The 26340-nt window shown below is 73.5% G+C and carries 23 protein-coding genes; 10 read left to right on the top strand and 13 right to left on the bottom strand.

Annotation, left to right across the window (positions count from 1 at the left end; genetic code table 11):
* Position 1: 1 nt before the first annotated feature.
* Complete coding sequence (locus tag ABD944_RS15950) at positions 2-667, bottom strand: TetR/AcrR family transcriptional regulator (RefSeq protein ID WP_345176986.1); 666 nt, start codon at positions 665-667, stop codon at positions 2-4.
* Between the two features lie 207 nt (positions 668-874).
* Here ABD944_RS15950 and glpX point away from each other — a divergent pair, with 207 nt between their 5' ends.
* Positions 875-1909: a class II fructose-bisphosphatase gene (glpX, locus tag ABD944_RS15945; protein WP_345176984.1), complete on the top strand. Its 1035-nt coding sequence runs from the start codon at positions 875-877 to the stop codon at positions 1907-1909.
* A gap of 19 nt (positions 1910-1928) precedes the next feature.
* Here the strand turns inward: glpX and ABD944_RS15940 are convergent, their stop codons facing one another.
* Entirely contained in the window at positions 1929-2540 is a 612-nt protein-coding gene (locus ABD944_RS15940) for a DUF1707 SHOCT-like domain-containing protein (protein ID WP_345176982.1), read from the bottom strand.
* A gap of 83 nt (positions 2541-2623) precedes the next feature.
* On the opposite strand from ABD944_RS15940, the gene ABD944_RS15935 reads away from it, so the two are divergent.
* The 3 genes from ABD944_RS15935 (at position 2624) to ABD944_RS15925 (ending at position 5755) form a co-directional block, all read left to right on the top strand.
* The gene (locus ABD944_RS15935) at positions 2624-3577 is read left to right on the top strand and encodes an ABC transporter ATP-binding protein (RefSeq protein WP_345176980.1); all 954 of its coding nucleotides are present in this window, start codon (positions 2624-2626) and stop codon (positions 3575-3577) included.
* Positions 3574-4386 (top strand): ABC transporter permease, encoded by an 813-nt coding sequence (locus ABD944_RS15930; protein ID WP_345176979.1) that lies wholly within the window; start codon positions 3574-3576, stop codon positions 4384-4386. Before ABD944_RS15935 ends, ABD944_RS15930 begins: the two co-directional genes overlap by 4 nt.
* Positions 4387-4489: 103 nt before the next feature.
* Entirely contained in the window at positions 4490-5755 is a 1266-nt protein-coding gene (locus ABD944_RS15925) for an MFS transporter (protein WP_345176977.1), read from the top strand.
* A gap of 72 nt (positions 5756-5827) precedes the next feature.
* On the opposite strand, the gene ABD944_RS15920 is transcribed toward ABD944_RS15925, so the two are convergent.
* Together ABD944_RS15920 and pdxR are read right to left on the bottom strand one after the other, a co-directional pair.
* Positions 5828-6061, bottom strand: coding sequence for a hypothetical protein (locus ABD944_RS15920; RefSeq protein WP_345176975.1), 234 nt, complete (start codon positions 6059-6061; stop codon positions 5828-5830).
* 29 nt (positions 6062-6090) lie between these two features.
* Positions 6091-7509: a MocR-like pyridoxine biosynthesis transcription factor PdxR gene (gene pdxR, locus ABD944_RS15915; RefSeq protein WP_345176972.1), complete on the bottom strand. Its 1419-nt coding sequence runs from the start codon at positions 7507-7509 to the stop codon at positions 6091-6093.
* 113 nt (positions 7510-7622) lie between these two features.
* Between pdxR and ABD944_RS15910 the strand changes: the two genes are divergently transcribed.
* The 4 genes from ABD944_RS15910 to ABD944_RS15895 all read left to right on the top strand — a co-directional run bounded on the left by ABD944_RS15910 (position 7623) and on the right by ABD944_RS15895 (position 13108).
* Entirely contained in the window at positions 7623-8564 is a 942-nt protein-coding gene (locus tag ABD944_RS15910; RefSeq protein WP_345176971.1) for an EamA family transporter, read from the top strand.
* Between the two features lies 1 nt (position 8565).
* Positions 8566-10206, top strand: a complete 1641-nt coding sequence (locus tag ABD944_RS15905) for a fumarate hydratase (RefSeq protein ID WP_345176968.1) — start codon at positions 8566-8568, stop codon at positions 10204-10206.
* A 151-nt stretch (positions 10207-10357) separates the two neighbouring features.
* Positions 10358-11620 carry a serine/threonine-protein kinase gene (locus ABD944_RS15900; RefSeq protein ID WP_345176965.1) on the top strand — a complete coding sequence of 421 codons (1263 nt, stop codon included), beginning with the start codon at positions 10358-10360 and terminating at the stop codon, positions 11618-11620.
* An 87-nt stretch (positions 11621-11707) separates the two neighbouring features.
* The gene (locus tag ABD944_RS15895) at positions 11708-13108 is read left to right on the top strand and encodes a class II fumarate hydratase (RefSeq protein WP_345176963.1); all 1401 of its coding nucleotides are present in this window, start codon (positions 11708-11710) and stop codon (positions 13106-13108) included.
* Between the two features lie 75 nt (positions 13109-13183).
* Here ABD944_RS15895 and ABD944_RS15890 read toward each other — a convergent pair whose 3' ends face one another.
* From ABD944_RS15890 to ABD944_RS15870, 5 genes are all read right to left on the bottom strand, one after another.
* Positions 13184-14050: an aggregation-promoting factor C-terminal-like domain-containing protein gene (locus ABD944_RS15890; RefSeq protein ID WP_345176960.1), complete on the bottom strand. Its 867-nt coding sequence runs from the start codon at positions 14048-14050 to the stop codon at positions 13184-13186.
* 554 nt (positions 14051-14604) lie between these two features.
* Positions 14605-15879, bottom strand: a complete 1275-nt coding sequence (gene phoH2, locus ABD944_RS15885; RefSeq protein ID WP_378188591.1) for an RNA 5'-3' helicase PhoH2 — start codon at positions 15877-15879, stop codon at positions 14605-14607.
* Positions 15880-16098: 219 nt separating this feature from the next.
* Positions 16099-16923 (bottom strand): isoprenyl transferase, encoded by an 825-nt coding sequence (locus ABD944_RS15880; RefSeq protein WP_345176956.1) that lies wholly within the window; start codon positions 16921-16923, stop codon positions 16099-16101.
* A 155-nt stretch (positions 16924-17078) separates the two neighbouring features.
* On the bottom strand, positions 17079-17636 hold the full coding sequence (locus tag ABD944_RS15875) for a hypothetical protein (protein ID WP_345176954.1): 558 nt from the start codon (positions 17634-17636) through the stop codon (positions 17079-17081).
* Between the two features lie 125 nt (positions 17637-17761).
* Positions 17762-18283 carry a hypothetical protein gene (locus ABD944_RS15870; RefSeq protein ID WP_345176952.1) on the bottom strand — a complete coding sequence of 174 codons (522 nt, stop codon included), beginning with the start codon at positions 18281-18283 and terminating at the stop codon, positions 17762-17764.
* 116 nt (positions 18284-18399) lie between these two features.
* Here ABD944_RS15870 and ABD944_RS15865 point away from each other — a divergent pair, with 116 nt between their 5' ends.
* Both ABD944_RS15865 and ABD944_RS15860 read left to right on the top strand, forming a co-directional pair.
* Positions 18400-19938, top strand: a complete 1539-nt coding sequence (locus ABD944_RS15865) for a DHA2 family efflux MFS transporter permease subunit (protein WP_345176950.1) — start codon at positions 18400-18402, stop codon at positions 19936-19938.
* Positions 19919-20560: an acyl-CoA-like ligand-binding transcription factor gene (locus ABD944_RS15860; RefSeq protein ID WP_345176949.1), complete on the top strand. Its 642-nt coding sequence runs from the start codon at positions 19919-19921 to the stop codon at positions 20558-20560. Before ABD944_RS15865 ends, ABD944_RS15860 begins: the two co-directional genes overlap by 20 nt.
* A 21-nt stretch (positions 20561-20581) precedes the next feature.
* Here the strand turns inward: ABD944_RS15860 and ABD944_RS15855 are convergent, their stop codons facing one another.
* The 4 genes from ABD944_RS15855 to ABD944_RS15840 form a co-directional block, all read right to left on the bottom strand.
* Positions 20582-21754, bottom strand: a complete 1173-nt coding sequence (locus tag ABD944_RS15855; RefSeq protein WP_345176946.1) for a C40 family peptidase — start codon at positions 21752-21754, stop codon at positions 20582-20584.
* Between the two features lie 210 nt (positions 21755-21964).
* Positions 21965-23950 carry a thioredoxin domain-containing protein gene (locus tag ABD944_RS15850; RefSeq protein WP_345176945.1) on the bottom strand — a complete coding sequence of 662 codons (1986 nt, stop codon included), beginning with the start codon at positions 23948-23950 and terminating at the stop codon, positions 21965-21967.
* Between the two features lie 31 nt (positions 23951-23981).
* Positions 23982-25355: a dihydrolipoyl dehydrogenase family protein gene (locus ABD944_RS15845; protein WP_345176944.1), complete on the bottom strand. Its 1374-nt coding sequence runs from the start codon at positions 25353-25355 to the stop codon at positions 23982-23984.
* Between the two features lie 24 nt (positions 25356-25379).
* The gene (locus ABD944_RS15840; RefSeq protein ID WP_345176941.1) at positions 25380-26315 is read right to left on the bottom strand and encodes a ribonuclease Z; all 936 of its coding nucleotides are present in this window, start codon (positions 26313-26315) and stop codon (positions 25380-25382) included.
* Positions 26316-26340 lie beyond the last annotated feature (25 nt).

Here is a 26340-nt window from a genome sequence, read left to right as displayed (position 1 = left end):
CTCAGCGCTGCTCCGTACCGGGGTTGCGGATCGTGCCGACGATGACCATGATCTTGTCGGCCAGCCGGCGGGCGGCGTCCTCGTCGTCCAGCAGCGAGATCTCCGAGACCGCGCCCGCCATCGCGCCCGTCAGCACCGTGACCAGGGCCTCGTCGACGCCGCCGTCGGCGGTGTGGAACAGGGCGGCGTTGCGGCGGGCCCACTTGTTCAGGCGCTGGCGCATGACCCGGTCGAACCCGGGAGGCCCGTCGCCGGAGATGAACAGCCGGGCGACGTCCCGCTCGTCCAGGCAGCCGTTGAGGTAGGCGCCCGCGCCGGCGATGAACTGCCGCATGGGGTCCTTCTCGCCGGCCTCGCGGACGGCGCTGATCGCCTCGCGGGTGCGCTCCTGCTGGCGTCCCTGGAAGTCCTCGAACAGCGTCAGGTAGAGGTCCGCCTTGCCGTTGAAGTGGTGGTAGAGGCTCCCCACGCTGGCGCCGGCCTTGGCGACGATGTCGGTCACCGCGGCCTGGGCGAAGCCGGACTGGCAGAAGACGTCTCTGGCCGCGGCCAGCAGGGCGCCGCGGGTGGCGGCCCCGCGGTCGGAGGTCCGCGCGGGGCCGTCCGCGGGCCGCGCGCCCCCGTTCTGGGTCACCCCGCCGGACGGGACGTCGATGTCGCTGCTCATGACGCCTGAGATTACGCCCTCTCCCAGGGGGAAACGATCCCTTGTCCGTGCCGTGGTGGTTTCCGGTGCTCGTTCCGCCCGCGCCAGGACGCCTGATCGACCCCGTGCCCGGAAGGCCCGCGGCCCGGCTGGTCTGGTCCAATTTGTGGCCTGCCATCCGGTCCACGGAGAATCCGAGGCACCACCGACCGAAGGGGCTGCCCCGCCATGTCCGAAGAGACCACCGTTTCCTCCCCCCTCACCACCGAGCCGTCGGCTCCGGACCGCAACCTCGCGATGGAGCTGGTCCGGGTGACCGAGGCCGCCGCCATGGCCGCCGCGCGCTGGGTCGGCCGGGGGGACAAGAACGGCGCCGACGGGGCCGCCGTGAACGCGATGCGCCAGCTGATCAACACCGTGTCCATGCGGGGCGTCGTCGTGATCGGCGAGGGCGAGAAGGACAACGCGCCGATGCTGTACAACGGCGAGGAGGTCGGGGACGGCTCCGGCGCCGAGTGCGACGTCGCCGTCGACCCGGTGGACGGCACCCGGCTGACCGCGCTCGGCATGAACAACGCGATCGCGGTGCTGTCGGTGGCGCCGCGCGGGTCGATGTTCGACCCGTCGGCGGTGTTCTACATGGAGAAGCTGGTGACCGGCCCGGAGGCGGCCGACGTCGTCGACATCGAGCGCCCGATCGCCGACAACATCCGCGCGATCGCCCGCGCCAAGGGCTCCTCGCCGCACGACGTGACGGTGTGCATCCTGGACCGGCCGCGGCACGAGGGCATCGTCAAGGAGGTCCGGGAGGCCGGGGCGCGGATCAAGTTCATCCTGGACGGCGACGTGGCCGGCGCGATCATGGCGTCCCGGCCGGGCACCGGCGTCGACCTGCTGCTCGGCATCGGCGGCACCCCGGAGGGCATCATCGCCGCGTGCGCGATCAAGGCGCTCGGCGGGGTGATCCAGGGCCGGCTGTGGCCGCAGGACGACGAGGAGCGGCGGAAGGCCGCCGACGCGGGCCACGAGCCGGGCCGGGTGCTCACCACCGACGACCTGGTGACCTCCGACGACGTGTTCTTCGCCGCGACCGGCATCACCGACGGCGAGCTGGTCGACGGCGTCCGCTACAGCAAGGGCACGGCGGTCACGCACTCGCTGGTCATGCGGTCGCGCAGCGGCACCATCCGGACGATCTCCAGCGAGCACCAGCTGAGCAAGCTGCGCGCCTACAGCGCGATCAACTTCGACACGGCGGTGTAGGGCGGCGGGCCCCGCGGGCCTACCGGCCGCGGGTGAGGCGGTTGCGGACGCGGCTGCGCAGCGAGGGCTTCGGGGCCCGCGCCCGCACCGACCCGAAGATCAGCGTGCCTCCCACCTCGATGGTCGGGCCCTCGGCCGCGGGACGGGCCCGCAGGTCGCGGGTGCTGAGGATGGTGCGCCCCGTGACGTCCACGCGGACGCCCTCGGGGACCAGCAGCCGGATGCGGCCGCCGAGCACCAGCGAGTCGACGACGATGTGCCGGCGCTGCAGGACGGCCTCGCGCAGGTCGAGCTCGACCGTCCCGAACAGGGCCAGGAGCGGGAGCTTGACCGGGACGACCCAGCGCCCGTCCCGCCGGGTGCGGCCGAAGAAGACCGAGACCGGGCGGTCGTCCACGAGGATGGGCTGCGCCTCCTCGGGGCTGAGGTCGCCGGTGAGCCCCGTCAGCTCGCCCAGGGTGCGGGCGGCGTAGGCGCGGGAAACGCGCTCGGAGTGCTCCTCGATGGTGAGCCGCCCGTCCGCGAGGGCCTCGCCCAGGACGGCGGCGACGCGTTCCCGGTCGGCGTCGGACGCGCGCAGGTCGCGCACGTTGGTGACCTTCTCGGCCGCCGGGCGATGGGGGAGGTCCACAGGGAAGAGGGTATCCCCCGGCGGGGACGGCCCCGCGGGAAAACGGGTGGGGATTCGTCCCTCCCTTACCTAGTGTGAGGGGTATGACCTTGCATCGTGCCGAGATCGCGCCTGCCCACGAGGGCACCGGCACGGCGGCGATCAGCCTCCGCGGCGTCGTGAAGCGGTTCGGCGGCTTCACCGCCGTGGACGGGCTCGACCTCGACGTCCCCTCCGGCATCTGCCTGGGGCTGCTGGGCCCGAACGGCGCCGGCAAGTCGACCACGATGAAGATGCTGACCGCGCAGGCGGTCGCCGACGAGGGCACGATCCGCGTGCTCGGCTTCGACGTGCCCCGGGAGTCCAAGCGCGCGCGGGCGGCGATGGGCGTCGTCCCCCAGCAGGACAACCTCGACGAGGAGCTCACCGCGCGCGAGAACCTGGAGGTGTTCGCGCACCTGTACCGGGTGCCGCGCAAGGCGCGGCGCGAGGCGGTGGACGCCGCGCTGGCGATCGCGCACCTCACCGAGCGGCAGCTGACCAGGGTGGACGGCCTGTCCGGGGGAATGCGGCGGCGGCTGCTGATCGCCCGCGGGCTCGTGCACCGCCCCGCACTCGTCCTGCTGGACGAGCCGACCGTGGGCCTCGACCCGCAGGTGCGGGCCGAGCTGTGGGGCCTGATCGACGGGCTGCGCGCCGGCGGCACGACCGTGCTGATGTCGACGCACTACATCGAGGAGGCCGAGCGCCTCGCCGACGAGTGCGCGCTGATGTCGCACGGCAGGGTCATCGCGCGGGGCACGCCGTCGGCGCTGGTGGCCGAGTACGCGGGCGAGCGGGTCGTCGAGCACTACGGGCCGCCGGACCGGCTGACGGAGGTGGAGCGGGTCGCGCGGGCGGCCGGGCTGCCGACGCGCCGCACCGGCCCCTCGGTGTCGGTGCTGAAGGCCGAGACCATCGCGCCCTCCCTGGAGGACGAACTCGGCCCGGACGGCGTCCGCCGGGCCTCCAACCTCGAAGACGTGTTCGTGGTGCTGACCGGGGAGCGTGTGGAGTGACCGTCCAGGCGGAAGCGGCGACGGCGGAGCGGGCGCCGCGTCTGCGGCGGTTCGAGGCGGCGCCGGTCCGGGGGATCTGGCGCCACGAGCTGGCCCTCTACAAGCGGTACTGGAAGTCGCAGTCGTTCGCCTCGATGGTGGAACCGACGTTCTTCCTGCTGGCCTTCGGCTACGGGTTCGGCTCGATGGTCGCGGTGATCGGCGACTACCGGTACCTGGACTTCGTCGCGACCGGCGTCGTCGGGACCGCGGCGCTGTTCACCTCGGTGTTCCCGGGGATGTTCAACGGCTACATCAGGCGGGTGTTCCAGCACACCTACGACGCGATGCTCGCCGCGCCCGTGGACGTGCACGAGCTCGTGACGGGCGAGGCGCTGTGGATCGCGGCCAAGTCGGCGGTGTACTCGTGCACCCCGCTCGTCGTGGCGCTGTTCTTCGGCCTCGACCCGTCCCCCGGGATGCTGCTGGTGCCGTTCGTGACGTTCTTCACCGCGCTCGGCTTCGGCCTCTTCGGCATGTGGACGTCGTCGGTGGTGCCGTCGATCAACTCGTTCGACTACGTGATCACCGGTGTGGTGACGCCGCTGTTCCTGATCGCCGGGACGTTCTTCCCCATCGACACGCTGCCCGGCTGGGCGCAGAAGGTCTCCCACCTCAACCCGCTGTACCACTGCGTGCAGCTGGTCAGGGACGCGGTGTTCGGCCTGCACCCGCTCGCCGACCTCGGCCACCTCGGCGCGCTGGTGGTGTTCGCCGCGCTGATGTGGATCATCGCCGTGCGGGGGATGCGCAGGCGCCTCATCGGCTGACGGTCCCCGCCCATTGACCTGGGGCGTCCCCTGTCCCTACGCTGACGCGAATCTTCTTCACATTGCGTCCGTTCACGGTGCGCAGCCAGAGAGGTCGGGGCGCATGAGCGAGGGCACCACCGCCCGGGACCGCCGGGCCCGGTTCGCCGCGTACACGGCGTTCGCCGTCCAGGGGCTCTGCTTCGCCTCGCTGGTGACGCAGGTGCCGAAGATGCAGGAGTCGCACCACCTCAGCGACGCCACGCTGTCGCTGGTGCTGCTCATGGTGCCGCTGGTCGCGGGCGTGGGGAGCGTCGCGTCCGGCGCGCTGTTCCAGCGGCTCGGCAGCGCCCCGGTGCTGCGCGTCTCCCAGCCCGCCGTGGCCGTCACGATCGCCCTGATCGGCCTCACCGGCGACAACGACCCCGCCCTCTACGTGACCGTCGCCGCCTTCGGCCTGTTCGTCGGCGCGGTGGACGCCTCGATGAACGCCCAGGCGATCGCCGTCGAGCGCCGGTACGGGATCAGCCTGATCACCGGGTTCTACGCGGTGTGGAGCGTCGCGGGGATCCTCGGCGGCCTGTGGGCGTCCCTCGCCAACAAGCTGGACCTGTCGCTGTTCACCGGCTTCGCGATCGCCGCCGCCGTCGGCGTGGCCGCCTCGCTCGCCACCGGCGGCCGCCTCTACCGCCGCGCCGAGGAGGGGGACGGCCCCACCGCCGAGGAGCTGAAGGCGGCCGGGCGCAGCGTCCCGTGGCGCCCGATCCTGGTCGTGGGCGCCGCGATGGCCGTCGCCTACCTGGCCGACTCGGCGATCTCCAGCTACGGCGCCAAGTACCTGGACGACGAGCTGTCCGCGAGCGACTGGGTCGCCCCGCTCGGCTACGTCGCCTACCAGGTCACCATGGTCGTCAGCCGCGCCGTCGCCGACCTCGCCGTCCGCCGCTCGGGGGCCGTCAGGGTGGTGCGGATCGGCGGCCTGGTCGGCGTCCTCGGCATGGCCGGCGTGGTCGCCGCGCCCAACGCGGCCGTCGCCATCGCCGCGTTCGCGCTCGCCGGGCTCGGCCTGAGCGTGATCGCCCCGGTGTCCTTCTCCGCCGCCGGACGCGTCGACCCGACCGGTCTCGGCGTCGCCGTCGCCCGGGTCAACATCTTCAACTACGTCGGCTTCGTCCTCGGCGCCGCCGTGGTCGGGGCCATCGCTCCGCTCAGCGCCGACCACGGCCTGCGCATCGCCTTCATCGCCCCGACGGCCCTGATCCTGGTCGTCTTCGCCACCGCGAAGGGCTTCGCTGTGTCTTCCCAGGTGGGCGACCCCCTGGAACCCCCGTTGCGAGCCGGGCGATCCTCACGCCACGATCCGGGCTCCCGTGCCCGTGCGGGTTCATGACGTGTCGCTCCGGTAGCGGGTACGACCAGCCGCACCGGGGGTTCCAGGGGCGCCCCCCTGGGAAGGCACTGCTCACGCGTCTTCGGCCAGGGCCGTGACGGCGCGCTCGCCTTCCGTCTGGGCCTCCTCGGGAGACATGTCCTTCAGGGCTTGGCTGAGCGCCACTTCGGCGGCGTCGGCCGCGGCCCGGAGCGTCACGGCGTGCTCCTGCGCCCGTTCGAGGTCGCCCAGACCGACACAGTCGAAGGCCACCTGCGCGTCGTGGCCGGCCATCTTCAACTGCCGCGCGGCCTCTTCCAGACTCATGCATACCTCCTACACCGGGGATGCTGTTCTTACCCTCCATCACCGTGAGCAACCGCTTGACCCAGCAGTTGCGCGGCTTTGACCAGGCGCGGCTCCGGGAGGCCCGCGTAGCCCAGGACGAGCGCGGGGGGCGCCTCCTCGGCGCGGCGGGGCGACCACATGGCGCGGGCGCCCGCGACCGACACCCCGGCCCGCGCCGCGTGCTCCACGACTCGGTCCTCGTCGCACCCGCCCGGCAGTTCCACGTAGAGGTGGATGCCCGCTGAGACGCCGTGAACCCTGGCGCCGGGCAGGTTCTCGGCGAGCGCGCCGGCGAGGGCGTCCCGCCGGGCCCGGTACCGCCTCCGCATGGTGCGCAGATGCCGGTCGTAGCCGCCGCCGCGCAGGAACTCGGTCAGCGCGTACTGCTCCAGGACGGGCGCGCCGAGGTCGGTGTTGGTGCGGTGCTCCCGCAGGCCCTCGGCGAGGAACGGCGGCGCGAGGGCCCAGCCGAGGCGCAGGGCGGGGGCGAGCGACTTGCTGACCGAGCCGAGGAGGACGACCCGGTCGGGGTCGACGCCCTGGAGGCAGCCGACGGGGTCGCGGTCGTAGCGGAACTCGGCGTCGTAGTCGTCCTCCAGGACGACGCCGTCCGCGTCGCGCGCCCAGGCGATCAGCGCGGCGCGCCGCGCCGGGGACAGCACGACGCCGGTCGGGTACTGGTGCGCGGGCGTCACGAGGACGGCGCGGGCCTGGGTGCGGGCGAGCGCCGCGACGTCCAGGCCCTCCTCGTCCACCGGGACGCGGACGAGGCGGACCCCGGAGGCGGCCAGCATCGGCAGCTGCCGGACGCTGGTGGGGTCCTCGACGGCGAGCGCGGTGTGGCCGTCGGAGCGCAGCTGGCCGAGCAGGCCCGACAGGCCCTGCGCCACCCCGTTCATGATCACGATCCGGCCGGGGTCGGCGTGCGCGGCGCGCACCCGGCCGAGGTAGGACGCGAGCTCGGCCCGCAGGTCCGGGACGCCGGCCGGGTCGGGGTAGGCGAGCGCGTCGTGCGGCAGCGTGCGCAGCGCGGTGCGGGCGGCGGCGATCCAGCGCTCGCGGGGGAACGCCGAGAGGTCGGGCTGCCCGGGCGTCAGGTCGTACAGGACGGCCGGTTCCGTCCGTGGCTCGGCCGGGCGGGGCGGCGGCCCGGGCGGCGGCCCGATCTCCTCGTCGGGGCGGGCCAGCGGCGCGATGCGGGTGCCGTCGCCGCGCCGGGCGATCAGGAAGCCTTCGGCGGTGAGCTGCTCGTAGGCGGTGACGACGACACCGCGGGAGACGTCCAGGTCACGGGCCAGATCGCGGCTCGACGGCAGCCGGGTCCCGGCGGTCAGCCGGCCGGAGCGCACCGCCGCGCGGAAGCCCGCGGCGATCTGCGCGGCCAGCCGCCCGGCGGACCGGTCGAGAGAAAGATGAAGGTCGGTCACATGACTCTCAGCGTCAAGGGGCGGTGTGGACGTCACGGAGAGGGTATTGGTCCGCGTTCGGGGGGATTGATTGGCTCTGTCCCATGGACCAACCGCGCCCTAGCGTTCGGTCCATGAACACCTCCCACAGGCGCGGCATGGCGGGGGCCGGGGCCGCGATGTCCCTCGTCGGCACGCTGACGGCCGTCTCGGCGACCATCTCCGGCTATCCCGTCTTCGGCGGCCAGGCGGTCCGGTACGCCGCGGCCGCGCTGGTCCTGCTCGCCGTGGCGCGCCTCGCCGGAGGGCCCGCCCGCCGCCCCTCCGCCCGCGACTGGCTGCTGCTGACGGCCCTGGCGGGGACCGGACTGGTGGCGTTCAACGTCTGCATCGTGCTGGCCACCCGGGACACCAGCCCGGCCACCGTCGGCACGGTGATCGCGACGGTCCCGATCGTGCTGGCGGTGGTCGGGCCGCTGCTGGACGGCCGCCGCCCCGCCCCGGCGATCATCGCGGCGGCCTGCGTGGTGGCGGCGGGGGCCGCGCTCGCGAACGGCTTCGGGGGCGGTGGCGTCCGCGGGCTGCTGCTCTCGCTCGGCGCCCTCGGCGGCGAGGTGGGCTTCTCGCTGCTGGCCGTGCCGCTGCTGCCGCGCCTCGGACCGCTGCGGGTCTCCGCCTACTCCGCCGCGCTGGCCGTCCCGATGCTGCTGGCGGCCGGCCTGGTCGCGGACGGGACGGCGCTGCTGCGCGTCCCGACGGCCGGCGAGCTGGCCGGCTTCGCCTACCTGTCGATCGTCGTCACCACGATCGCGTTCCTGCTCTGGTACGACGCGATCGGGCGGCTCGGGGCCGACCGCGCCGGGCTGTGCGCGGGCCTGATCCCGATCAGCGCGGTGGTCACGACCGTCGCGCTCGGCCTCGACCGGCCGGGACCGGCCGATCTGGCGGGCGCCGTCCTGGTCGCCGCGGGCGTCGTGGTGGGCCTGCGCGCCCGGGTCGCCCCCCGTGGGCCCGCGCCCGCCGAGCCCGTAACCTGTGAGGCGGCCCCCATCGGAATCGCGCGAGGATCTGCCTGAGATGCCTGACTTCTCCTACACCGACCTGCTTCCGCTCGGCCCGGACGAGACCGACTACCGGCTCCTGACCTCCGACGGGGTCTCGACGTTCGAAACGAACGGGCGGACGTTCCTGCAGGTCGAGCCGGAGGCCCTGCGGCTGCTCACCGAGACGGCCATGCGCGACATCGCCCACCTGCTGCGTCCGGCGCACCTGGCGCAGCTCCGCCGGATCCTGGACGACCCCGAGGCGTCCCCCAACGACCGGTTCGTCGCGCTGGACCTGCTGAAGAACGCGGGCATCGCGTCCGGCGGCGTCCTGCCGATGTGCCAGGACACCGGCACCGCGATCGTCATGGGCAAGCGCGGCCAGCACGTCCTGACGGACGGCGACGACGAGAGGCACATCTCGCGCGGGGTGTACGACGCCTACACGAAGCTGAACCTGCGCTACTCGCAGATGGCGCCCGTGACGATGTGGGACGAGAAGAACACCGGCTCCAACCTGCCCGCGCAGATCGAGCTGTACGCGACGCCCGGCGACGCCTACAAGTTCCTGTTCATGGCCAAGGGCGGCGGCAGCGCCAACAAGTCGTTCCTCTTCCAGGAGACCAAGGCCGTCCTGAACCCCAAGCGGATGATGTCCTTCCTGGAGGAGAAGATCCGCTCGCTCGGCACGGCCGCGTGCCCGCCGTACCACCTGGCGATCGTCGTGGGCGGCACGTCCGCCGAGTACGCGCTGAAGACCGCCAAGTACGCCTCGGCCCACTACCTGGACGCGATGCCCACCGAGGGCTCGCCGCTCGGGCACGGGTTCCGCGACCTGGAGCTGGAGCTCCAGGTGTTCGAGCTGACGCAGAAGCTCGGGATCGGGGCGCAGTTCGGCGGCAAGTACTTCTGCCACGACGTGCGGGTGATCCGGCTGCCGCGGCACGGCGCGTCCTGCCCGGTCGCGATCGCCGTCTCGTGCAGCGCCGACCGGCAGGCCCTCGCCAAGATCACCGCGGAGGGCGTGTTCCTGGAGCGGCTGGAGACCGACCCCGCCCAGTACCTGCCCGACACCACCGGCGAGCACCTGGACGACGACGTCGTCGCCATCGATCTCAACCGCCCGATGGCGGAGATCCGCGCCGAGCTGACCCGGTACCCGGTCCGGACGCGGCTGTCGCTGACCGGTCCGCTCGTCGTGGCGCGCGACATCGCGCACGCCAAAATCAAGGAGCGGCTGGACGCGGGCGAGCCGATGCCGCAGTACCTGCGCGACCACGCCGTCTACTACGCGGGCCCGGCCAAGACGCCCGAGGGCTACGCGTCGGGCTCGTTCGGCCCGACCACGGCCGGCCGGATGGACTCCTACGTCGAGCAGTTCCAGGCCGCGGGCGGCTCGCTGGTCATGCTGGCCAAGGGCAACCGGTCCAAGCAGGTCACCGACGCCTGCAAGGAGCACGGCGGCTTCTACCTCGGCTCGATCGGCGGCCCGGCGGCGCGGCTCGCGCAGGACTGCATCAAGAAGGTCGAGGTCCTGGAGTACCCGGAGCTCGGCATGGAGGCCGTCTGGAAGATCGAGGTCGAGGACTTCCCGGCCTTCATCGTGGTGGACGACAAGGGCGAGGACTTCTTCGCCGACACCACCGGACCCGTCCTCAGCATCGGCAGGCGCTGACCTCCGGCGGCGGCCGGCGGCCCCCGCCCGGGGCCGCCGGGAGGCGGTCCCCCGCGGTTTCTTGTCGCAAGGTCACAGTATTGGGCCAAAATTCGCGTTGGTGATGAAGTCTCCCCGATGACCGGCTGGCCACTCCGGTATCTTTTCCGCCATGTCACAGTCAGAGCGCCTCGTGCTAGCGACGCGCTACCGGCTGGTCTCGGAGATAGGTCAGGGCGCCAACGGCACGGTGTGGAGGGGGCACGACGAGCTCCTCGACCGCGCTGTCGCGATCAAGGAACTGCGGATCCCCGACAACCTCGCCGAGGACGACCGGGTGCTCTTCTACCGCCGTACCCTCCGGGAGGCGCGCGCGCCCGCGCAGCTGCGCACGCACTCCATCGTCGAGGTCTACGACGTGGTCATCGAGCAGGGCCGTCCCTGGATCGTGATGGAGATGATCGAGGCGCCCAGCCTCGAACAGCTCATCGAGCGCTCGGGCCCGCTGCCGCCCGAGCGCGTCGGGCACATCGGCCGCGCCCTGCTGGACGCCCTCAACACCGCGCACAAGGCCGGGATCGTGCACCGCGACCTGAAGCCGAGCAACGTGCTCCTGGACGGCGACCGCGTCGTCCTCACCGACTTCGGGCTCGCGTTCTCCTCGGGTTCGGCGAGCCTCACCGCGACGGGCCACTTCATGGGGTCGCCCGCGTACGTGGCGCCCGAGGTCGCCGCCGGGGAGAAGGCGACCCCGCGGTCCGACCTGTGGTCGCTCGGCGCGACGCTGTACGCGGCGCTGGAGGGCCGCCCGCCGTTCGAGCGCGAGAACGTCATGGCGACGCTGTCGGCGCTGGCCAACGAGTCGACCCCCGCCCCGCAGAACGCCGGCGCGCTCGCGCCCGTCATCACCGGGCTGCTGGAGAAGAACCCCACCCGGCGGCTCAGCCACGCCCGCGCGGTCGACCGGCTCGAACGGGCCATGGCGGGCCCGCGCTCGGGGCGCCGCGCGCCGACCCCCCGCTACCGGCTGATGGTCGTGATCGGGCTCATCGGCGCGACCGTCGCCTCCTGCGGCATCGGCGCCACCGCCCTCATCGTCGGCATGATGCGGGAGAGCCCCGGCCCCTCCCCCACCGCCGGCGCGTCCACCCCGGCGAGCACGACCCAGGCCGCCGCGCCGCCCGGCGCCGCGACCAGCACGCTCGTCGTCCGGGCCCGCACCGACTCCTGCAAGATCTTCGTGTCGGTCCCGGGGGCCGCGATGACGGTGCTCAGCGACGAGACGCTGCGCATGGGCGAGGCGCGCCGGTACGACCAGCCGCGCATCAACGCGGTCGTCTACGACGCGTCCGCGTGCGACGTCTGGGTGAACGGGCGGCAGAAGCCGGCGGGCAGGCCGGGCGAGCGGCAGAACTACACGCTGAACAAGGAGTGATCCGCGCCTCACGCGGGAATGCGTGACCCACTGACGGGGCTGCCCCTTTCAGGCGGCGGCCGCCGGAGTCGAGCGGGGAGGCGTTCCATGGGCGAGCAGGAGTTCCGGGTCGAGCACGACTCGATGGGCGAGGTCCGGGTTCCGGCCGCGGCCAAGTGGCGGGCCCAGACGCAGCGCGCGGTGGAGAACTTCCCGATCTCCGGACGGACGCTGGAGGCCGCGCACATCGCCGCGCTCGGCCAGATCAAGGCCGCCGCGGCGGTCGTCAACGCCGAGCTGGGCGTCCTCGACGAGGACCTCGCCGGCGCCATCGCCGAGGCCGCCCGCGAGGTCGCCGCCGGGCGGTGGGACGACCAGTTCCCGATCGACGTGTTCCAGACCGGCTCGGGGACGTCGTCCAACATGAACGCCAACGAGGTCGTGGCGACGCTGGCGCAGGAGCGGCTCGGCCGCCCCGTCCATCCCAACGACCACGTGAACGCCTCCCAGTCGTCCAACGACGTGTTCCCCTCGTCCATCCACGTCGCGGCCACCGGGGCCGTCGTGAACGAGCTGATCCCCGCGCTGCGGCATCTGGAGGCCGCGCTCGCCCGCAAGGCCGAGGAGTTCGCGACCGTCGTCAAGTCCGGCCGCACCCACCTGATGGACGCGACGCCGGTGACGCTCGGGCAGGAGTTCGGGGGGTACGCCGCGCAGGCCGGGCACGGCGTGGAGCGGCTGGAGGCCGTGCTGCCGCGGCTGGCGGAGCTCCCGCTCGGCGGGACGGCCGTCGGCACCGGCATCAACACCCCCGAGGGCTTCGCCGCCCGCACCGTCGCCGAGCTCGCCCGGGCCACCGGGCTGCCGCTCACCGAGGCCCGCGACCACTTCGAGGCGCAGGGCGCGCGCGACGGCCTGGTGGAGGCCAGCGGCGCGCTGCGCACGATCGCGGTGAGCCTCACCAAGATCGCCAACGATCTGCGCTGGATGGGGTCGGGGCCGCGCGCCGGGCTCGCCGAGATCCGGCTGCCCGACCTGCAGCCGGGCTCGTCGATCATGCCGGGGAAGGTGAACCCGGTGATCCCCGAGGCGGTGGCGCAGGTCGCCGCGCAGGTCATCGGCAACGACGCGGCGGTGGCGTTCGGCGGCGCGTCCGGCAGCTTCGAGCTGAACGTGATGCTGCCGATGCTGGCCCGCAACGTGCTGGAGTCGATCACCCTGCTGGCGAACGCGTCCCGGCTGCTGGCCGACCGCTGCGTGGACGGCGTCGAGGCCGACGAGGAGCGGATGCGCGAGTACGCCGAGTCCTCACCGTCGATCGTGACGCCGCTGAACCGCTACCTCGGGTACGAGGAGGCCGCGAAGGTCGCCAAGCAGGCGCTCCGGGAGCGCCGGACGATCCGCGAGGTCGTGCTGGAGCGCGGCCACGTCGAGGCGGGCAGGCTGACCGTCGAGCAGCTGGACGAGGCGCTCGACGTGCTGCGGATGACCGGCGCGGCCCGCCGCTGAGGCGGGCGGCGCCCGCCCCGGACGCCCCGCGCGTCCCAGGCGCCGCGCAGGGCGGCCGGGACGCGCCGGGGCGGATCAGTACCAGCCGACGGACTGCGAGTGCGACCACGCGCCGCACGGCGTGCCGTAGCGGTTCTTGATGTAGCCGAGCCCCCACTTGATCTGGGTGGTGGGGTTGTTCCGCCAGTCGGGTCCCGCGCTGGCCATCTTGTCGCCGGGAAGGGCCTGCGGAACTCCGTACGCGCCCGAGGAGGGGTTGGACGCGTGGACGTTCCAGTGGCTCTCCTTGTTCCACAGGTTGACCAGGCAGCCGAACTGGCCGCTGCCGGTGAAGCCGTAGCTCGGCATCAGCCGCTTGGCGATCGCCTGCGCCTCGCCGGCGGGGACCGGGTCGCCCGTCGGGCCGCCGCCGCTGCCGCCGGTCTTCTTCGGCTCCGGCGTCTTGGTCGGGATCGGCTTGCCCTTGGGGAGCAGGGACGGGCCCTTCTTGCCCCCGTCCTGGCGCGTCGCGCGGGAGGCCCGCTCCAGCGCCAGCTTCTTGCGCTGCTGCTCCAGCACCTTCGGATCGATCTTCGGCACGGCGGCGTCGGCGAGCTGCCGGGTGGGCTCGACGGTCTGGGGGCCCTCGTCGCCGGAGCCGCCGGTCAGCGCGAACGCGGCGACCGCGCCGCCGCCGAGCAGGACGGCGGCGCCCGCGGCGACCACCGCGATCCGCACGCCGTTGCGCCCGCCGGAGGCCTCCTTGCGCCCGGCGGGACCGCCCTTGCGGGCGCCGGATCCGCCCTTGCGACCGGCCCGGCGGGGTCCGCCCGGCCCGGAGGAGATCTCGTCAGCGGGGCCGCCGGCGGAGACGCCGGTGCGCGGCGGCTCCTGGAGGGGCTGGAGGCCGAGCGTGTCCCCCGCGGGGACGCCCGCACGGGGCCCGGTGCCGGCGACGCGCACGTCGTCCTCGTGCGGCGCCTCGGGCCCCTCGGGGGAGGGGCCGGGCGGCTGCGCCGGGCCGGAGCTCTGTCGATCGTCTCGCCTAGGGGACCCGGAACGGTCTCCGAACAAGGCGGTCCTTCCGACGGTCGCACGCGCATGGACACGCGCACGAACTGTTTTCCACCCCGGTCCGGGACTGCCGCCGGTTGCTCCGGCGGCCTCGGACCCGGGACGGCGCCCCGCCCGCCGCGCGCGTCGATAGGGGGGCGCGCTCCGGGCCGGCACCGCTCTGGGGGTGCTTACGGGGAGACACAATGCCCCAGGCCGAGGGCTGCTTCGCAACCAAAACGAGACGAATGCGGCCGACAGGACGATTGTCAACCCCGCCCGGCAAGTACCGAAAACACGGACGGACCTGCGGTTCTCCCCTCACATCGGAGAGAGTGTGACCTTCACCACATTCCTACCCTGCGGGGTTTAATGATCACCCTCCGTAGGAATGTCCACGGCGTTCTGAGACGCGAGGACCCCGGCGGCCGTCACCGGTCCGCCGGGGTCCTCTCTCGTCCGGGTCAGACCCCGACGTCGCCGAGCATGTCGGTCACGAGCGCCGCGATCGGCGAGCGCTCCGACCTGGTCAGCGTCACGTGCGCGAACAGCGGGTGGCCCTTCAGGCGCTCCACCACGGCCGCGACGCCGTCGTGCCTGCCGACGCGCAGGTTGTCGCGCTGCGCCACGTCGTGGGTCAGCACCACCCGCGACCCCGCGCCGATCCGCGACAGGACGGTGAGCAGCACGCCGCGCTCCAGCGACTGCGCCTCGTCCACGATCACGAACGCGTCGTGCAGCGACCGGCCCCGGATGTGGGTGAGCGGCAGGACCTCCAACATGTCACGGTCCACCACCTCGTCCACGACCTCCGGCGTCGTCACCGCCGAGAGGGTGTCGTAGACCGCCTGCGCCCACGGCGACATCTTCTCGCCCTCCGAGCCCGGCAGGTATCCGAGCTCCTGGCCGCCGACCGCGTACAGGGGGCGGAACACCACGACCTTGCGGTGCCGCCGCCGCTCCAGCACGGCCTCCAGCCCCGCGCAGAGGGCGAGCGCCGACTTGCCGGTGCCGGCCCGCCCGCCGAGCGAGACGATGCCGACGTCCTCGTCCATCAGCAGGTCCAGCGCGATCCGCTGCTCGGCGGACCGGCCGCGCAGCCCGAACACCTCGCGGTCGCCGCGCACCAGCCGCACCGACTTGTCCGGCTGGACGCGGCCGAGGGCCGATCCGCGCTCGGACAGCAGCCGCAGCCCCGTGTGGCAGGGCAGGTCCCGCGCCTCCTCCAGATCGGCGCTCCCCGACTCGTACAGCTCCTCGACGGCCCCGGCGGTGACCTCCAGCTCGCGCATCCCGGTCCAGCCGGACTCCACGACGGCCAGCTCCGCGCGGTACTCCTCGGCGGCGAGCCCCACCGCGGACGCCTTCACCCGCATCGGCAGGTCCTTGGAGACCAGCACGACGTCGCGTCCCTCACGGGCCAGCCAGGCGGCCACCGACAGGATCCGGGTGTCGTTGTCGCCGAGCCGGAACCCGTCCGGCAGGACGCTCGGGTCGGCGTGGTTCAGCTCGACGCGGAGCGTTCCGCCCTGGTCGCCGAGCGCCCCCTCGACCGAGACCGGCTCGTCCAGCCGGCCGTGCCGCAGGCGCAGGTCGTCCAGCGTGCGCAGCGCCTGCCGGGCGAAGTAGCCGAGCTCGGGGTGGTGCCGCTTGGCCTCCAGTTCGGAGATGACGACGATGGGGAGTACGACCTCGTGCTCGGCGAACCGCGTCATCGCTCCCGGATCGGCGAGCAGCACGCTGGTGTCGAGGACGTACGTGCGCCGGTCCGGTTCCCTGCCGGGAGCGGCGCCCCCGCGGTCTCCAGAGGTCTCCGGAACAGAGGTCCCGGACGGGATCCCGGCGGACGTGCCGGGACGGCGCGCGGAGGTTGTGGCCACTCGATCTCCCTGGATATGGGGGAACTGCCGGTGGCGCGCAGGTCCGCCCGCGCAGGGGCGGTGGTCCTCAGTGGACGGTCAGGTACCGTAGCGCCGGTGCCGCGCGGCATAGGAGCGGATGGCCCGCAGGAAGTCCACCTTGCGGAAGTCCGGCCAATGGACCTCGCAGAAGTAGAACTCCGAGTGGGCGCTCTGCCAGAGCATGAAACCGGAGAGACGCTGCTCCCCCGAGGTGCGGATGACCAGGTCCGGATCCGGCTGGCCGCGCGTGTAGAGATGCTCCGCGATGTGCTCCACGTCGAGGACCTCGGCGAGTTCCTCGATGCTGGTGCCACGACTCGCCTGCTCGATGAGCAGAGAGCGCACCGCATCAGCGATCTCACGCCTACCTCCATACCCAACCGCGACGTTCACAATCAGGCCGGGTGCGCTCGATGTGGCCTCTCCCGCATCTTTCAGGACGCGGGCCGTCTTATCGGGCAGCAGGTCGAGGGCGCCGACGGGCTTGACGTGCCAGCCGTCGGCGGCGAGCTTGCGGACGGTGTTCTCGATGATCGCCAGCAGCGGTTCGAGCTGGTCGGCGGGCCGGTTGAGGTTGTCGGTCGACAGCAGCCACAGCGTGACGTGCTCGACCCCCGCCTCGGCGCTCCACTGGAGCAGCTCGGAGATCTTCTGGGCGCCGCGCTGGTGCCCGGAGTTGACGTCGGCCAGCCCCATCGACCTGGCCCAACGCCGGTTGCCGTCGAGGATCACGCCGACGTGCCGGGGGGTGACGTCGGTGGGCAGATCGGCCTCGACGCGCCGCTCGTACATCCGGTAGACGGCGTCGCGGACGGCCGCGTACGGGCCGCTGCGGCGGAGGGCCGAGACCAGCCGCCCTCCCTCGGAGGGGCGCCGGCGCACGCCGTCCCTCCGCGCGCCGCGCGTCCTCCTGGTGCGCGGCTCTCCCGTACGCCGAACCCGCATATGGGCTTCCCTTCGAGCGACCGACCCTGGCGGAAAGTCGCTCAATTATGGCCCGACGGCGACACTTCTCCCACCGTCCCCGTGAGGCCAGGCTAACGCGCGGGAGGCGTCAGGCGGGGCGGATGGCCTGCTCTGGCCCGGTCCGCCTCGGCGAGCAGGTCGGAGAGAAAACGCGCCAGTTCGGCCGACGTGAGGACGGCGCGCACGCCGCGGCCGCCCGCGCCCCACGCCTCGATCACGGCGCGCCGCGCGACCCGCCACCGTCCCGCCGCGGACTGCTGGCGGCCGACCCACATCGATGACGTGCGCAGGGAGCACCGCAGCTCGCCGGTGCTGATCACGTCACCGCGGTCGCGGTAGCGGAACGCGAACAGCTCGGGCTCGCGGGCGGTGTCGCCGGGGACGGGGTCGGGGAAGCGGTCGTCGGGGTCGGGCCAGCGCGCCGCCTGCGGGGACCCGTCGGCCCGTGCGGCGGCGACCCGGGCGGCGAGCCCGGCCAGGAAGTAGCCGCACCGCTCCCCCACCGCCCCGAACGAGTCGCCGTCCCGCCACAGTTCGAGCGTGACCTCGAACGGGGTGCCGCCGCGGTCGAGCGAGGCGATCGGGACCACCGCGAGCGCGGACCCGTCCAGGCAGCGCAGCCCCAGCATCCCGTGCACCTCCCGCCCCCGTCCGGCCCGCTACCCAGGCACAGTAGAGGAGGTCGGCACCATGATCACACCTAGTGATCATTCGGATCGGGTAATGGCCGGCCCGGCCCCGCCCGCCCTCGCGGTCAGGCCTGCGGGCCCGCGGCGCGGGCGCGCTCGACGTGCTGCAGGGCGCTGCGCAGCTCCGACAGCCACTCGTCGGTGTTCTTGCCGACGAGCCGGACGCACCAGGCGAGCGCGTCGCTGCGGCTGCGGGCGACCCCGGCGTCCACGAGCGTGTCGAGGACGCGGCGCTCGGGCTGCCGCAGCCGCGTCATCACCGGCACCGACAGGGTGGTGAACATCTCCCGCTCGCCGTCGCACTCCACGCCCCAGGAGACCTTGCGGCCGAAGCGCTGCTCGGCCTCCCGGGCGATGGCGATCCGCCGGTCGCGGGTGTCGTCGCGGAAGCGCTGGACGTGCCCGGCGACGACGCCCGCGCGCTCGGCGCCGGCCGCCTCGGCCGCCGCGGCGGGGAGGGGCAGCGTGCCGACGACCGCGACCTCCTCGCGGTCGACGACGACCTCGGGCGCGCCCTCGAACCACTCCTCGGGGAGCCGTCCGGCGAACCAGCCGCGGAGCTGCTCCACCGCTTCACTCGTATTCATGTAATCAAAATTACATCCCCCCTCGGGAGATGCGCCAGCCTCCGCACCGATTGACAACCACCACCATTTGATAGTTACTTTCATTTTAGAATGACAGTCAATCGGAGGTGGCGGTCATGACCGTGGGGCACACGCGGCGCTGGCTCGGGCTGGGCGCCCTGGCGCTGAGCATGCTGGCGCTCGGGTTCGACATGACGATCCTCAACGTCGCGCTGACCACGCTGTCGGAGGAGCTGCACGCGGGCACCAGCGCGCTGCAGTGGATCGTGGACTCCTACCTGCTGGTGTTCGGCGCGCTGCTGCTCCCGGCCGGGCTGCTCGGCGACCGGTTCGGCCGCAAGTGGCTGCTGGTGGCCGGCCTCGCCGTCTTCGGCGCCGCCTCGCTCGCCGGGGCGTTCGCGGACGGCTCCGGCGGCGTCGTCGCGGCCCGGGCGTTCATGGGACTCGGCGCGGCGATCGTGACGCCGCTGTCCATGTCGATGCTGCCCGCGATCTTCCCGCCGGAGGAGCGCACCCGCGCCGTCGCGGTCTGGTCGTCGGCGATGGCGCTCGGGCTGCCGCTCGGCCCGCTGCTCGGCGGCTGGCTCCTGGAGAACTTCTGGTGGGGGTCGGTCTTCCTCGTCAACGTGCCGCTCGTGCTCGTCGGCGGCGTCGCGGTGGCGCTGCTGCTGCCCGAGACGCGGGACCCGTCCGCGCCGCGGATCGACGGCGCCGGCTCACTGCTGTCGGCGGCCGGCGTCGTCGCGCTCGTGTACGGGGTCATCGAGGCCCCGGTGCGGGGCTGGGGCGACGCGGTGGTGCTGGCGTCGTTCGCGGTCGCGGCCGTCCTGCTGGCCGGGTTCGTCCTGTGGGAGCGGCGCGCCGCCGCGCCCATGATGGACATGGCGCTGTTCCGCGACCCCCGCTTCACCTGGGCGGTGGTCGCCGCCGTCGCCGCGAACCTGATGATGGCGGGGGCGCTGTTCGTCCTCCCGCAGTACCTGGAGGCCGTCCAGGGCAACGACGTGTTCGGCACGGGGCTGCGGCTGACGCCGATGCTGCTCGGCCTGCTCGCCGGCGGGATCGTCACCGACCGGGTCGCGCACCGCGCCGGGCACAAGCCGATCCTCGTCACCGGACTGCTCGTGCTCGCGGCCGGCTTCGGGTGGGGCGCGCTCACCGGGCCGGGCGACGCCTACTCCGCGACCGTCCCGTGGCTGCTCGTCCTCGGCCTCGGCTGCGGCCTGACCCTCGTCCCGGCGATGGACGCGGTCCTCACCGCCCTGCCCGCCGCACGGGCCGGACGGGGCTCCGGCCTCGTCCAGACGCTGCGCCAGACGGCCGGGACGCTCGGCGTCGCGGGCCTCGGCAGCCTGCTGTCGGCGCTCTACCGGGACCGCGTGGCCACCGGCGGGCTGCCGCCCGAGGCGGCGGGCGCGGCGCGCGACTCCATCGGCGGCGCCGTCGCCGTCGCCGGACGGCTGGGCGACGCCGGCCTGCTCGCCTCGGCCCGCGGCGCCTACGTCCACGGCATGGACGCGGTGTTCGCCGCGTGCGCCGCCGCCGCGGTCGCGGCCGCCCTGCTCCTGTTCTTCTTCCAGCCCGGCCGGGCCCGGGCGGATGCGGCCCCCTCCGCCGATGCACGAGAATCGGGGCATGAGCACGCCGTCCCGTGAGCACGCCGTCGACCGGCTGGAGGACCGGCTCTCCCGGATGCCGCTGCGGGAGCGCAAGAAGCTGCGGACCCGCCGGGCGATCCAGGACCACGCCCTCCGCCTGTTCGGCGAGCGGGGCTACGACGAGACGACCGTGGAGCAGATCGCGGCGGCGGCCGAGATCTCGCCGAGCACGTTCTTCCGCTACTTCCCCACCAAGGAGGACGTGGTCGTCACCGACGAGTACGACCCGATCATGGCGGAGGTCATGCGGGGCCAGCCGGCCGGGCTGTCCCCCATCGAGGCGCTGCGCGCCACGCTCCGCGAGATGCTCCCCGTGATGTACGAGACCGACCTGGACGTGGTCAACGCCCGGCTGCGGCTCACCGCCCAGGTCCCGGCGCTGCGCGCCCGCACGTTCGAGGCGCTGCGCGAGGGCACGTTCGCCATGCTGACCGACGTCGTCGGCCACCGGACCGGGCGACGCCCCGACGACCCGGACGTGCAGACGTTCTCCTGGGCCGTCCTCGGCGTGCTCCAGGCGGCCATGTACCAGTGGATGGAAGGGCGCGCGACGACCGAGGAGCTTCCCGGGCTCGTCGACCGCAACCTGGAGTTCCTGGCCCGCGGCTGCCCGCTGTGACCGGCGCCCGCGACGGGCGGGTCAGCGCGCCAGCGCGGCGGCCCTCTTCGGGCTGACGCGGACGGCGCCGCGCATGTTGCGGGTGTAGACGTTCTGGATCTGCACCACCGTGCCCGTCCGCGGGGCCGCCAGCATCTTGCCCTGGCCCAGGTAGAGGGCGATGTGCGAGATGTAGCCGGGCGCGGTCGGGTCGTTGGCCCAGATGAGCATGTCGCCCGGCTCGGCCTTGCTGTAGGGGACGACCCAGCCGGCGCGGGCCTGGTCGGCGGCGACGCGCGGGAGCCGGATGCCCGCCCTGGCGAACGCGTACTGCATCAGGCCGGAGCAGTCGTACCCGCCCTCGGCCTCGGACTCGCCGCCCCACACGTACGGCCAGCCGAGCCGGGTGTAGGCCGCCTTGATCACCGTCCGGACCTGGCCGGCCGTCATGACCTGGCCGTCGGCGGCCGGCACGTTCCCGGACTTCGGGAAGTCGATCTCCGGGTTGACCGCGACGGCCTTGGCGCCCTTCGGCAGCGCCTTGCGCAGCTTCGTGATGAACGCCTTCGGCGCCGTCTTCGGGACGCTGACCAGCATCGCGTTGCCGGTCGGCAGTCCGAGGGCCTGCGCGGTGGCGTGCGAGACGACCGCGTCGACGTCGCTGACGCCCATCGTCGCGTACGCGCCCACCCGCAGTTGCGACTGGTGCTGCTTGCCGCCGACGGGCACCTGACTGCCGAGCTCGACCCCGCCGTCGCTGCCCATCGTGAAGGAGATGGCGACGTCGCCGGAGGCGACGTTGCGCCAGAGCGCGTCCGACTTGGCGGTCGGCTTCGGCGTGTAGTTGCGGAACGTGGACGGATTGACGCCCATCAGCCCCACGCGCTTGCCCGCGACCATGCCCTGCACGGCGTCGACGACCTCGACGCCCTTCACGCCCTTGGCGCCGCGGACCTTCTGGACGAAGTCGGCCGGAAGGGTGGTCGGCGCCGCCACCAGGACGTGCGGGACGAGCCGCTTGCCGAGCGGCGCGACCGCCGTGGGCGACAGGCCGGTGCTGCCGGACGCGGCCACGAAGCGGGCGCGCTGCTCGCCGCGCGGCGGGTCCGCCGCGCCGTCGTCGCGCGCGACGAGGACGGCGGTGTTGGCGGCGAGCGTCGTCAGCACGGAGACGCCGATGATCGTCGGTAGCACCCGGCGGTTCGGCTTTCCCACTGCCACGCTCCCTCGATGGTCGCCCTGCGCCGGCTCCTGACCGTGCACCGGACACGACTATGACCCAGAAGGTCGGCCATCGTCCAGATACCCGGGGGGCCTGATGACACCCTCGGCCGCTCCACCCCGTCGGGTCAGGAACGCCCCAGTTACTCAGTAGTAACAGCCCGGGCAGCTGAGATCAAGGTCACGTTGCCATAAAGTGGACCCTCAGTCCAATTGCCCACGCAGTTCGCGGTTCAGCTCGGCCTGGGTCGTCACGGGCAGCCGGCAGACGAACCCCCGGCAGACGTACGCCGCGGGCTCCCCGTCCACCAGGCCCCGCCCCTCCAGGAGAGGCACGCCCTCGGCGCCCGGCGGGCCGGCGCTGACCACCGCGCCCGGGGCGACCGCCATGAGGGCCGTCCGGTGCAGCGCGCGGGTGCGCGCGTCGTCGGGATCGCCGATCACCGCGATCTCGACCGGACCGGTGGCGAGGGCCTCGGCCACGGCGAGGCCCCAGCCCGCGAACCGCGCGTGCTTGTCCGCCAGCGCCCCGGCGGGCGCCAGCGCGTCCTGCGCCGCCTGCCGGTGCCAGTCCGACCCGGTCAGCGCGGCGAACGACAGCAGCGCCCCCGCCGCCGCGAACTGCCCCGACGGCGTCGCGTTGTCGGTCGGGTCCTGCGGGCGCCGGAACAGGCGCTCGGCGTCGTCGGCCGTGTCGTAGAAGCCGCCGGACCCGTCGGCGAACCGTTCGAGGACGGTGTTCAGCAGCTCACCGGCCAGCCGCACGTGGCGCGGGTCGCCGGTGACGGCGTGCAGGGCGAGCAGGCCCTCGGCCACGTCGCCGTAGTCCTCCAGGACGCCGGTGTTCGCGCCCGCCGTCCCGTCCTTGGACGTGCGCGCCAGCCGGCCGTCCCGCAGATGGACCTCCACCAGCAGGCGCGCGACCTCCTCGGCCGCCCGGACCAGGTCCGGCCGATCGAACAGCGCGCCGCACTCCGCCAGCGCCGCGACGGCGAGCCCGTTCCACGCCGCCACCACCTTGTCGTCCCGCGCCGGCGGGATCCGCCGCGCGCGGGCCGTGAGCAGCGCGGTGCGCACGCGCTCGTACCGCTCGACGTCCTCGGGATCGCTCAGAAGCTGGAGGACGGAGGTGCCGTGCTCGAACGTCCCCGTCACCTCGAACAGGGTCTCCGCGAACGCGCCGTCCTCGTCGCCGAGGACCTCCCGCAGCTGCTCGGGCGTCCACACGTAGTACCTGCCCTCGACGCCCTCGCTGTCGGCGTCCAGCGCCGAGGCGAGTCCGCCCTGGTCCGTGCGCAGGTCGCGCAGCATCCAGTCGCAGGTCTCCAGCGCGACCCGCCGCGCGAAGGGCGTCCCCGTCAGCCGCCACCAGTGCGCGTAGACGCGGGCCAGCAGAGCGTTGTCGTAGAGCATCTTCTCGAAGTGCGGCACGATCCACCGCTCGTCCACCGAGTACCGCGCGAACCCGCCGCCGAGCTGGTCGTACATCCCGCCGCGGGCCATCGCCTCCAGCGTGCGGGACGCCATCGCCAGCGACTCGTCGTCGCCCGTGCGCGCGTGGTGGCGCAGCAGGAACTCCAGCGCCATCGACGGCGGGAACTTCGGGGCGCCGCCGAACCCGCCGCGCACCGCGTCGTAGGAGCCCGCGAGCACCTTCACCGCATGCGCGAGCACCCCGTCGCCGGGCGCCTCCGTCCCGGCGAGGCCCGAACCGCGCGAGGTCAGCGCCTCCACGACCTGCTGGCCCTGCTGGGCGACGTCGTCGCGCTGCTCCGTCCACGCCTTGTGGACGGCCTGGAGCAGCGCCCGGAACTGCGCCCGCGGGAAGTACGTCCCGCAGTAGAACGGATGCCCCTCCGGGGTCATGAACACCGTCATCGGCCAGCCGCCCTGGCCCGTCATGGCCTGCGTCGCCTCCATGTAGACGGCGTCGATGTCCGGGCGCTCCTCCCGGTCGACCTTGATGTTCACGAACAGCTCGTTCATCGCCCGCGCCGTCTCGCCGTCCTCGAAGGACTCGTGCGCCATGACGTGGCACCAGTGGCAGGCGGCGTATCCGACGGAGAGCAGGACGGGGACGTCGCGCCGCCGCGCCTCGGCGAACGCCTCCCCGGTCCACTCCCACCACTCCACCGGATTGCCGGCGTGCTGGAGCAGGTACGGGCTGGTCGCGTCCTTGAGCCGGTTCATGCCCCCGATCCTGCCCGATCCGGCCGCCGCCTCACTCCCCCCGCGCCTGCGCGGCGAGATCGGCGAGGGCGGACTCGACGGTGCGGTGGAAGGTGGGATACGCGTAGATCATCTCGCGGAGGGAGGCGGTGGGGGTCTCGGTGTGGACGGCGAGGGCCAGGAGGCCGAGCACCTCCCCGCCCGACGGCCCCGCGGCGGTGGCGCCGACCAGGGTGCCCCACTCGACGTCCTCGACCAGCTTGACGAAGCCGTCGTTGCCGGCCTTGTGGATCCAGCCGCGGGTCGACTCGGCGATCGGCACGACGGCCGTGCGGACCGGAAGGTTCTGGTCGCGGGCCTGGGCCTCGGTGAGGCCGACGGACGCGATCTCAGGGTCGGTAAAGGTGACGCGCGGCACGGCGCGGTAGGCGGCGGGCGGCCCCTCCTCCCTGAGGACGTCCCGGACCGCCACGGCCGCCTGGTACATCGAGACGTGCGTGAACGCGCCCATGCCGGTGATGTCGCCGATCGCCCACACGCCGTCGGCCGCGCGCATGTGGCCGTCCACGGCGATCCGGCGGGCGTTCTCGTCCAGGCCGACGGCGCCGAGGCCGAGCCCCCGGAGGTTGGGGCGGCGCCCGGTCGCGACGAGGAGGCGGTCGGCGATGAGCGTCTCGCCGCCGAGGTGCATCGTGAACTCGGACCCGTCGTGGGTGACGCGGGTGACGTCCACGCCGGTGCGCACGCCGATGCCCTCGCATTCGAAGACCTCGCGCAGCAGAGCGCCCGACTCCGGCTCGTCGTTGACGAGGAGGCGGTCGGCCGCCTCGACGACCGTGACGCGGCAGTCGAAGCGGGAGAAGACCTGGGCCGTCTCGACGCCGACCACGCCGCCGCCGAGGACCAGCAGCGACTCGGGGACCTCCGTCGCCTGGACGGCCTCACGGTTCGTCCAGTACGGCGTGCCGGCGAGGCCGTCGACGGGCGGGGCCGTGGGCGAGGTTCCGGTGTTGAGCACGATGCCGCGCCGGGCGGCGAAGACCTGGTCGCCCACGGTCACCTCGCGGGGGCCGGTGATGCGGCCCTGGCCGCGCACCAGCCGCACGCCCTTGCCGGTGAGGCGGTCGGCGGCGGCCGTGTCGTCCCACCCGTGGGTCGCCTCGTCGCGGATCCGGGCGGCCACCGGCCCCCAGTCGGGCCGGACGGACGCCTCGCCCGCCATGCCGGGGACGCGCCCGGCCTCGGCGACCAGCCCGGCGGCGCGCACCATCATCTTGGTGGGGACGCAGGCGTAGAAGGGGCACTCCCCTCCGACCAGCCGCGACTCGACGCCGACGACCGACAGGCCCGCCTCGGCGAGCCTGCCCGCCGCGTCCTCGCCCCCGGGGCCGAGACCGATCACCACGACATCGACTTCGTCAGCCATGCCCTGGTCCTGCCCACCTTCCCGTCAGGTCAGACGGCGCGGTGGCAGCGGGATCCGGTCCAGATCGTGGACGAGGGTGATGTCGCCGCCGAACGCGGCGGACGCCTCGTCCGTGAAGCGGTGCTCGTCGGCGGCGGGGTAGCGCTCGGAGAAGTGGGTCAGGACGAGCCGCCCCACGCCCGCCTCCGCCGCCACCGCGCCCGCCTGGGCGGCGGTGAGGTGCCCGTACTCGGCGGCCAGGGCCGCGTCCTCGCCCAGGAAGGTGGACTCGATGACGAGCATGTCCACCCCGGCGGCCAGCTCGCGGACGCCGTCGCAGAGCCGGGTGTCCATGACGAACGCGACCTTCTGCCCGGGCCTGGTCACGCTGCACTCGGCCAGCGCGACCGTCCGGCCGGCGGGCGTGGTGACGCGGCCCTCCTCCTGGAGGCGGCGGATCAGCGGCCCCCTGACGCCGCGCGCGGCGAGCTCGTCCGGCAGCATCGTCACGCCGTCGGGCTCCTCCAGCCGGTACCCGTACGCCTCGACGGGGTGGGACAGCCGCCGTGCGACCAGGCTGAACGGGGCGTCGCCGGTGTCGAGTTCCGTCCGCTCGCCGGACACCGGCCGCTCGCGGATGACGTCGGTGTCGCGGAACGCGGCCGCGTGCCGCAGCCGCTCCCAGTAGGGCCTGCCGCTCGCCGGGAACGCCGCGTTCACCGGGTGCGCGACGCCGTCGCGGGCGATGCGCTGGACGATCCCCGGCACCCCGAGGCAGTGGTCGCCGTGGAAGTGCGTCACGCAGATCCAGGTCACGTCATTCGCGGAGAGCCCGGCGTGCGTCATCTGCCGCTGCGTGCCCTCCCCAGGGTCGAACAGGACGCCGTGCCCGTCCCAGCGCAGCAGGTAGCCGTTGTGGTTGCGGGACCGGGTGGGCACCGCGCTGGCGGAGCCGAGGACGGTGAGATCGCGAACGGACATGCACCCATGGTGCCGGTCGAGGGGC

The organism is Actinomadura verrucosospora, assembly GCF_039540335.1.
Lineage (GTDB): Bacteria > Actinomycetota > Actinomycetes > Streptosporangiales > Streptosporangiaceae > Spirillospora > Spirillospora verrucosospora.
The sequence above is the reverse complement of the archived record's forward strand: the minus strand, read 5'-3'. Positions and strand labels throughout refer to the sequence as shown.

Coding starts and splice junctions, on each gene's coding strand:
- ABD944_RS15950 (WP_345176986.1), bottom strand. CDS start 667: ATGAGCAGCGACATCGACGTCCCGTCCGGCGGGGTGACCCAGAACGGG.
- glpX (WP_345176984.1), top strand. CDS start 875: ATGTCCGAAGAGACCACCGTTTCCTCCCCCCTCACCACCGAGCCGTCG.
- ABD944_RS15935 (WP_345176980.1), top strand. CDS start 2,624: ATGACCTTGCATCGTGCCGAGATCGCGCCTGCCCACGAGGGCACCGGC.
- ABD944_RS15925 (WP_345176977.1), top strand. CDS start 4,490: ATGAGCGAGGGCACCACCGCCCGGGACCGCCGGGCCCGGTTCGCCGCG.
- ABD944_RS15920 (WP_345176975.1), bottom strand. CDS start 6,061: ATGAGTCTGGAAGAGGCCGCGCGGCAGTTGAAGATGGCCGGCCACGAC.
- ABD944_RS15910 (WP_345176971.1), top strand. CDS start 7,623: ATGAACACCTCCCACAGGCGCGGCATGGCGGGGGCCGGGGCCGCGATG.
- ABD944_RS15905 (WP_345176968.1), top strand. CDS start 8,566: ATGCCTGACTTCTCCTACACCGACCTGCTTCCGCTCGGCCCGGACGAG.
- ABD944_RS15900 (WP_345176965.1), top strand. CDS start 10,358: ATGTCACAGTCAGAGCGCCTCGTGCTAGCGACGCGCTACCGGCTGGTC.
- ABD944_RS15895 (WP_345176963.1), top strand. CDS start 11,708: ATGGGCGAGCAGGAGTTCCGGGTCGAGCACGACTCGATGGGCGAGGTC.
- ABD944_RS15875 (WP_345176954.1), bottom strand. CDS start 17,636: ATGCTGGGGCTGCGCTGCCTGGACGGGTCCGCGCTCGCGGTGGTCCCG.
- ABD944_RS15870 (WP_345176952.1), bottom strand. CDS start 18,283: ATGAATACGAGTGAAGCGGTGGAGCAGCTCCGCGGCTGGTTCGCCGGA.
- ABD944_RS15865 (WP_345176950.1), top strand. CDS start 18,400: ATGACCGTGGGGCACACGCGGCGCTGGCTCGGGCTGGGCGCCCTGGCG.
- ABD944_RS15860 (WP_345176949.1), top strand. CDS start 19,919: ATGAGCACGCCGTCCCGTGAGCACGCCGTCGACCGGCTGGAGGACCGG.
- ABD944_RS15850 (WP_345176945.1), bottom strand. CDS start 23,950: ATGAACCGGCTCAAGGACGCGACCAGCCCGTACCTGCTCCAGCACGCC.
- ABD944_RS15845 (WP_345176944.1), bottom strand. CDS start 25,355: ATGGCTGACGAAGTCGATGTCGTGGTGATCGGTCTCGGCCCCGGGGGC.
- ABD944_RS15840 (WP_345176941.1), bottom strand. CDS start 26,315: ATGTCCGTTCGCGATCTCACCGTCCTCGGCTCCGCCAGCGCGGTGCCC.